This window comes from Bradyrhizobium sp. (assembly GCF_049586575.1).
Lineage (GTDB): Bacteria > Pseudomonadota > Alphaproteobacteria > Rhizobiales > Xanthobacteraceae > Bradyrhizobium.
Window position 1 is genome coordinate 1 of the sequence record NZ_JBAVCF010000704.1, and the last position, 6,248, is coordinate 6,248.

Here is a 6,248-nt window from a genome sequence, read left to right on the forward strand (position 1 = left end):
CGTGTGACGGACGTGAACGGCAAGCCGCTTTCCGGCGCCACCGTCTCGCTCTGGCAGACCAGCGCCAGCGGCCTTTATGACATTCAGGAAGATCCCACGTCCGTCGACTATCGCGGCATATTCACCACTGATGCCAACGGCCTCTTCCTGGTGCGCACGGTGAAGCCGCTCGGCTATTCGATCCCGATGGATGGACCGGTCGGCGAAATGGTCAGAGCGCAGAGACGACACGGCATGCGGCCGGCGCATATTCATTTCCTGGTCGGCGCGCCCGGTTATCGCGAGTTGGTGACGGCGCTTTACCTGCGCGACGATCCGCATCTGGCCGATGACGTCGTGTTCGGCTCGTCGGGCGATCTTGCTGTCGATATCAATCCGAAGGATCCGGAGTGCCCGATCAAGGGCATGCCGAGCATCCGATTTGACATGCGCCTGTCGCGCGAAACCGCGGCCGACCGGGCCGGCGGCCGCGTCGGCGCTGATCCGGCCGCGATCCTGAAGCAGCCGGCTTGAATGCGACCAGAGTCTTGTTGTGGCCCGGCGGCCGCCGTGCCTAACGTTCAACGACACTGCATGCTGTCCGCCAGCGGGCGCAAGACCCGATGCGGACCCACCAAAGCGTTACACAGGGAGGAATTATGAAACGCAGAACGTTTCTCGGCGCAGCCATCACCGGCATTGGCGTCTCGCTGATTTCCAAGGCCGGCGCCGATCAGCCGCCGATCAAGATCGGTCTGTCGATGGCGCAAACCGGGGGATTGGCGGGCGGCGGCAAGGCCGCATTGCTCGGCCACGAAATCTGGCGCGACGACATCAACGCCAAGGGCGGCCTGCTCGGCCGCAAGATCGAGCTGATCGTCTATGACGACAAGTCGAGCGCCGCCGAGACGCCGGCGATCTATTCGAAGCTGCTCGACGTTGACAAGGTCGACCTCCTGTTTGCGCCTTATGCGACGGTGCCGACGGCGCCGATCATGCCGCTGGTCAAGCAGCGTGGCATGGTGCTGATCGGGAACTTCTCGTTCCAGGTGAACAGCAAGGTCCACCACGACATGTGGTTCAACAATGCGCCGTGGGGCCCGGCCGATTCCTGGGCTTCGGCGTTTTTCGATATTGGCCAGAAGGCCGGCGGCAAAACGGTCGCGCTGCTCACCGCCGACCAGGAGTTTGCCCAAAACCTGGCGACGACCGCGCGCGAGGTCGCGACCAAGCGCAACATATCGATCTTGTTCGACCAGGCCTATCCGCCGAACACGGTGGAATTCTCCAGCATCCTCCGGGCGCTCAAGGCGGCCAAGCCTGACATCGTCCATGTCGCGTCCTATCCGCCGGATTCGGCCGGCATCCTGCGCGCCGTCAACGAGATCGGAATCGGCGACAACGTCAAGCTGTTCGGCGGCGGCATGGTCGGCCTGCAATTCGGCGCGGTGATGGAGAATTTGGGTTCGCTGCTCAACGGCGTCGTCAACTTCAACACCTGGCTGCCCGAACCCGGCATGTATTACGAAGGCACGAAGGCGTTCTTCGACACCTATTCGAAGCGCGCGGTCGCAGCCAAGGTCGATCCGCTCGGTTACTATCTGGCGCCGTTCGGCTATGCATCCGGCCAGCTGATCGAGGCCGCCCTCAAGGCGACGAACTCGCTCGACCAGAAAGCGATCGCCAAATATCTGCACGCGAACGAAGTCCAGACCATCGTCGGCCCGATCGCGTTCGCAGCCGATGGCGAGCGCAAGGAGACCGCGACGCTGCAAGCGCAGTTCCAGGGCATCGTCGACAAGAACATGGACCAGTTCAAGAAGCCCGGCAAACAGGTGATCCTGTTCCCGGAGAAACTGAAGTCCGGCACCCTGATCACGCCGTTCGAGGCCGCGCGAAAATAAACGGCTTGGTAAGGGGTCAAGGGGGCCGAATTGTTTTCGATGGACCTGCTGCTCGACGCGGTCGTGACCGGCGTGCTGCTCGGCTGCTTTTATGCAGCCGTCAGCATCGGTCTGTCGGTTTCCTTTGGTCTGCTCGACGTTCCCCAGGTGGCGCATCCCGCCTTTCTGGTGATGGCGTCCTATGGGGTCTATTTCCTCAACGACAGCTATGACATCGATCCGCTGGTGGCAGGATTGTTGATCACGCCGCTGTTGTTCGTGTTCGGGATAGGCGCTTACCGGCTTTACTACGAGACCTTCGAGCGCCGCGGCAGCGACGCAGGCGTGCGCGGCATCGCGTTTTTCTTCGGCGTCGCCTTCATCATCGAAGTGCTGCTGATCCTGTATTTCGGTGTCGACCAGCGTTCGGTCACGGCTTCCTACATCGGCAAGTCCTGGCGGTTCGGCGACATGCGGATTCCGCTTCGCCTGATGGTGGCGTTTGCGGTCGCGACCGGATTGACGCTGCTGCTTGCGGTCTATCTGTCGCGCACTTTCATGGGCCGCGCCATCCGCGCGGTGGCGCAGGATGAGGAAGCGGTGCGGCTGATGGGCGCCAATCCGGTCCACATCAAGCAATGGGCGTTCGGGATTGCGACGGCCGTGCTCGGCGTCGCCGGTGCGCTGCTCATCATCGTCTCACCGGTCGACCCGACGCTCGACCGCGCCTATATCGGGCGCACCTTCTGCGTCGTGGTGATGGCCGGGCTCGGCAGCATGACCGGCACGCTGATTGCCGCAATCATCCTCGGCGTTGCCGAAACCATCGTGCTGACGATGTTCGGCGCGTCCTGGGCGCCCGCGATTTCCTTTGCACTGCTGCTCGGCATTCTGGCCGTCCGGCCGCAGGGCCTGTTGGGCAGGCGATCATGAAACGCGGAGGTATCGCTTTCTGGGGCACAGCCGTGCTGCTTCTCGGCCTCCTGCTGCTGACGACGCAGTTCATCGCCAACGAATATTGGTTCTTCGCAGGCTACGTGATCCTGCAATTCGTCGTGCTGTCGGTGGCCTGGAGCATTCTCGGCGGCTATGCCGGCTATGTGAATTTCGGCACCAGCGCCTTTTTCGGCGTCGGGGTCTATACGGCGGTGTTCCTGTTCAAGGCGGCGGGCGCGCCGCTCGTTGTGCAGATCGCGGCCGCTGCCGTGGTGGGGGCATTGCTCGGGTTTGCGGTCGGTCTTTTGACGCTGCGCATGCAGGGTATCTTCTTCTCGATCGCCACGATTGCACTGACCATCGTGATCGAGACGTCGGTGACGAACTGGCGCTCTCTCGGCGGGGCTGCCGGCATCCAGCTGCAGCGGCCGCCCGTCACCGCGCCGTTTCACAGCTATGTCCAGATGCTGGTGTTCGTCCAGGCGGTGCTCGTGGTACTCGGCGTGGCGATTGCGCGGTATATCCAGAATTCGTGGATCGGCCGCGGCCTTCAGGCGTTGCGGGACGACGAACTCGCCGCCGAATGCACCGGCGTGCCGACGCTGCGGCTGAAAATGGTGGCGTGCGTGATTTCCGGCGCGCTCATGTGCGCGGCCGGTGCGCCGGCCGCAATGTACCTGCAATATGCCGACCCCGCGTCGGCCTTCAATCTGAATTACTCGGTCTCGGTGCTCGCGATGGCGTTGATCGGCGGCACCGCGCATTGGATAGGGCCGGTGATCGGCGCGGTCCTGCTCGGCGTCACGCAGCAGGTTCTCGCGGTTACCATTTCTTCTGAAGTGAACGTGCTGGTGCTCGGGATCATGCTGGTGCTGTTTGTGGTGGCGGCGCCCGAGGGCATCATCGGGTTGTTTCTCAAACGCCGTCGCGCGGAGGGCAAGGCATGACGTCTGCGCCCGCCGCCGAACTCCCGCTGCTGCGGATCGAGGGGCTGACCAAGCGTTTCGGCGGCTTTACCGCGCTCGATAATGTCAGCGTCGATATCAAGGCAGGCGAACGCTTCGGCCTGATCGGGCCTAACGGCTCCGGCAAGACGACGCTGATCAACTGCATTTCCGGCGCCTTCCGCACCGAGCCCTCGACCGTCATTTTCGGCGGTGAAGACATCACGCGGCTGGCGCCGCACGTGCGCACGCGGCGTGGCATCGCACGCAGCTTCCAGATTCCGCGTCCTTTCAAGAGCATGACGGTCATCGAGAATCTGATGGTCGCTGCCGATTTCACCAGCGCCACGCATCTTCGCCTTTCGGCCGACGATCACCGTGACAGCTCAATGGCGATCCTTCAGCAAATGGGACTCGCGGCCAAGGCCGACGCGGGGGTCACCGGGTTGAGCCAGGTGGAGTTGCGCAAGATGGAACTGGCGCGCGCGCTGGCGACGCGGCCAAAGCTTCTGATTTCGGACGAGGCGATGGCCGGGCTCTCCGGCTCTGAAGTCGACGAAGTGCTCGATCTCCTGATGAAACTGGCCGGCGAAGACATCACCATCATCATGATCGAGCACATCATGCAGGCGGTGATGCGGTTTTCCCAGCGCATCATGTGCCTCGATGCCGGCAAGATCATCGCAATCGGCCAGCCATCCGACGTGATGGCGAATGCGCGGGTGCAGGAGGCCTATCTTGGCACTTAGCCTCGCGATCCGCGATCTCGATGCCGGGTACGGCGCGGTGAAGGCGCTGCGCGGCGTCTCGCTCGACGTTGCGGCCGGCGAAACCGTGGCGCTGCTCGGCACCAACGGCAACGGCAAGAGCACGCTGATGAAGTGCATCATGGGCCTGGTGCGGCCATGGCGCGGCAGCGTTTCGCTGACCGTCGACGGTGTCGCGCACGACCTTTCCAAGTTGTCGCCGGAATCCATTGTCGATCTCGGCGTGGCGCTGGTTCCGGAAGGGCGGCGGCTGTTTCCGCGGCTCACGGTTTCAGAAAATCTCATGCTCGGCGCGTTCCGCCGCGCGGCGCGCCGCGACATCGATCGTAACCTCGCACTTGCTTTCGATGCGTTTCCGGTCTTGAAAGAACGCTCGAGGCAGCTTGCCGGAACCATGTCGGGCGGACAGCAGCAGATGCTCGCGATTGCGCGGGCGATGATGTCCTCGCCGCGGCTACTGTTGATCGACGAGCCGTCGGTGGGGCTGTCCCCCTTGCTGGTCTCGCAGATGATCACCAAGATCGGCGAGCTCGGCGAGCGTTTCGATCTGACGGTCTTGATGGCCGAACAGAATTTCAATCAGGCGGTGCGCATCGCCGATCGCGGCTATATCATCGTCCACGGCGAGATCGTGGTCGCGGCCAATGTCGACGAGCTGCGCGGCAACGACATCGTCAAGCGGCTTTATCTCGGCGGGACCGTGTGACGGAGCATGGAATGACCGCAAAACTTTTGCCCACCACGGTTGTCGGCAGCTATCCGCAGCCGGATTGGCTGGTCGACCGTCAACTGCTGTCGAAGGGCGTCGCGCGGGTGCGGCTCGATCTGTGGCGCGTCGCCGAGCCATGGCTGGAGCAGGCGCAGGATGACGCGACGCTGCTCGCGATCCGCGACATGGAGCGCGCCGGCATCGACATCATCACCGATGGCGAAGTGCGGCGGGAAAGCTACTCCAACCGTTTTGCGACGTCGCTCGAAGGCATTGCCTCCGGCAGGCCGGGCGAAGTGATGTCGAAGGCCGGTCTTGCCACCGCCGTGCCGCGCGTGATCGGCCCGGTCCGCCGCACGCATGCGGTCGAAACCCGGGACATGGAATTCCTTCGCCGCAATACCGAGCGGATGGCGAAGATCACGCTGCCGGGTCCGTTCACGATGAGCCGGCAGGCGCTCAACGAATATTATAAAGACGACGACGAGATGGTGATGGATTTTGCCGCGGCGGTGAACGCCGAGGCGCGCGATCTCGAAAAGGCCGGCGCCGACGTGATTCAGCTCGACGAGCCCTGGCTGCGTCAGGACCCGCCCGCCGCCAAACGCATCGCGGTCAAGGCGATCGACCGCGCGCTGGACGGCTTGAAAGCGACCACTGTCGTGCATCTTTGTTTCGGCTACGCGGCGGTCGTCAAAGGCGAGAAGCCGGTGGGTTACTCGTTCCTGGGCGAACTCTCCGCGTGCAACGCGGATCAGATCTCGATCGAGGCGGCGCAGCCCAGGCTCGATCTCGGGGTGCTCAAGGAGCTGTCGCCGAAGAAGGTCATGCTGGGTGTGATCGATCTCGCCGACCCGAACGCGGAGACCGCTGATATCGTGGCGATGCGCATTCGTGCGGCGCTGAAGTTTCTTTCCGCCGACCGCCTGGTGCCGGCGCCGGATTGCGGCATGAAGTACCTGCCGCGCGAACTCGCGTTTGCTAAGCTAAAGGCACTCGCCAACGGCGCGGCGATGGTGCGCGCCGAACT

Annotated in this window: 6 protein-coding genes and 1 pseudogene; all 7 read left to right on the forward strand. The window is 63.3% G+C overall.

The annotated features are described in order from the left end of the window. Positions 1 to 513, forward strand: a pseudogene (locus WB528_RS25680) (hydroxyquinol 1,2-dioxygenase); the annotation flags it as partial. A gap of 125 nt (positions 514 to 638) precedes the next feature. Beyond that, positions 639 to 1,883: an amino acid ABC transporter substrate-binding protein gene (locus WB528_RS25685; protein ID WP_423892000.1), complete on the forward strand. Its 1,245-nt coding sequence runs from the start codon at positions 639 to 641 to the stop codon at positions 1,881 to 1,883. Between the two features lie 39 nt (positions 1,884 to 1,922). Then, positions 1,923 to 2,795 (forward strand): branched-chain amino acid ABC transporter permease, encoded by an 873-nt coding sequence (locus tag WB528_RS25690; protein ID WP_423892009.1) that lies wholly within the window; start codon positions 1,923 to 1,925, stop codon positions 2,793 to 2,795. Next, on the forward strand, positions 2,792 to 3,745 hold the full coding sequence (locus tag WB528_RS25695) for a branched-chain amino acid ABC transporter permease (protein ID WP_423892001.1): 954 nt from the start codon (positions 2,792 to 2,794) through the stop codon (positions 3,743 to 3,745). The genes WB528_RS25690 and WB528_RS25695 overlap by 4 nt, the downstream gene beginning before the upstream one ends. Beyond that, positions 3,742 to 4,491, forward strand: coding sequence for an ABC transporter ATP-binding protein (locus WB528_RS25700; RefSeq protein ID WP_423892003.1), 750 nt, complete (start codon positions 3,742 to 3,744; stop codon positions 4,489 to 4,491). The genes WB528_RS25695 and WB528_RS25700 overlap by 4 nt, the downstream gene beginning before the upstream one ends. After that, positions 4,481 to 5,215: an ABC transporter ATP-binding protein gene (locus WB528_RS25705; RefSeq protein WP_423892005.1), complete on the forward strand. Its 735-nt coding sequence runs from the start codon at positions 4,481 to 4,483 to the stop codon at positions 5,213 to 5,215. Before WB528_RS25700 ends, WB528_RS25705 begins: the two co-directional genes overlap by 11 nt. Positions 5,216 to 5,226: 11 nt before the next feature. After that, positions 5,227 to 6,248 (forward strand): 5-methyltetrahydropteroyltriglutamate--homocysteine methyltransferase (locus tag WB528_RS25710; protein WP_423892007.1); only part of this gene is annotated, 1,022 nt, incomplete at its 3' end.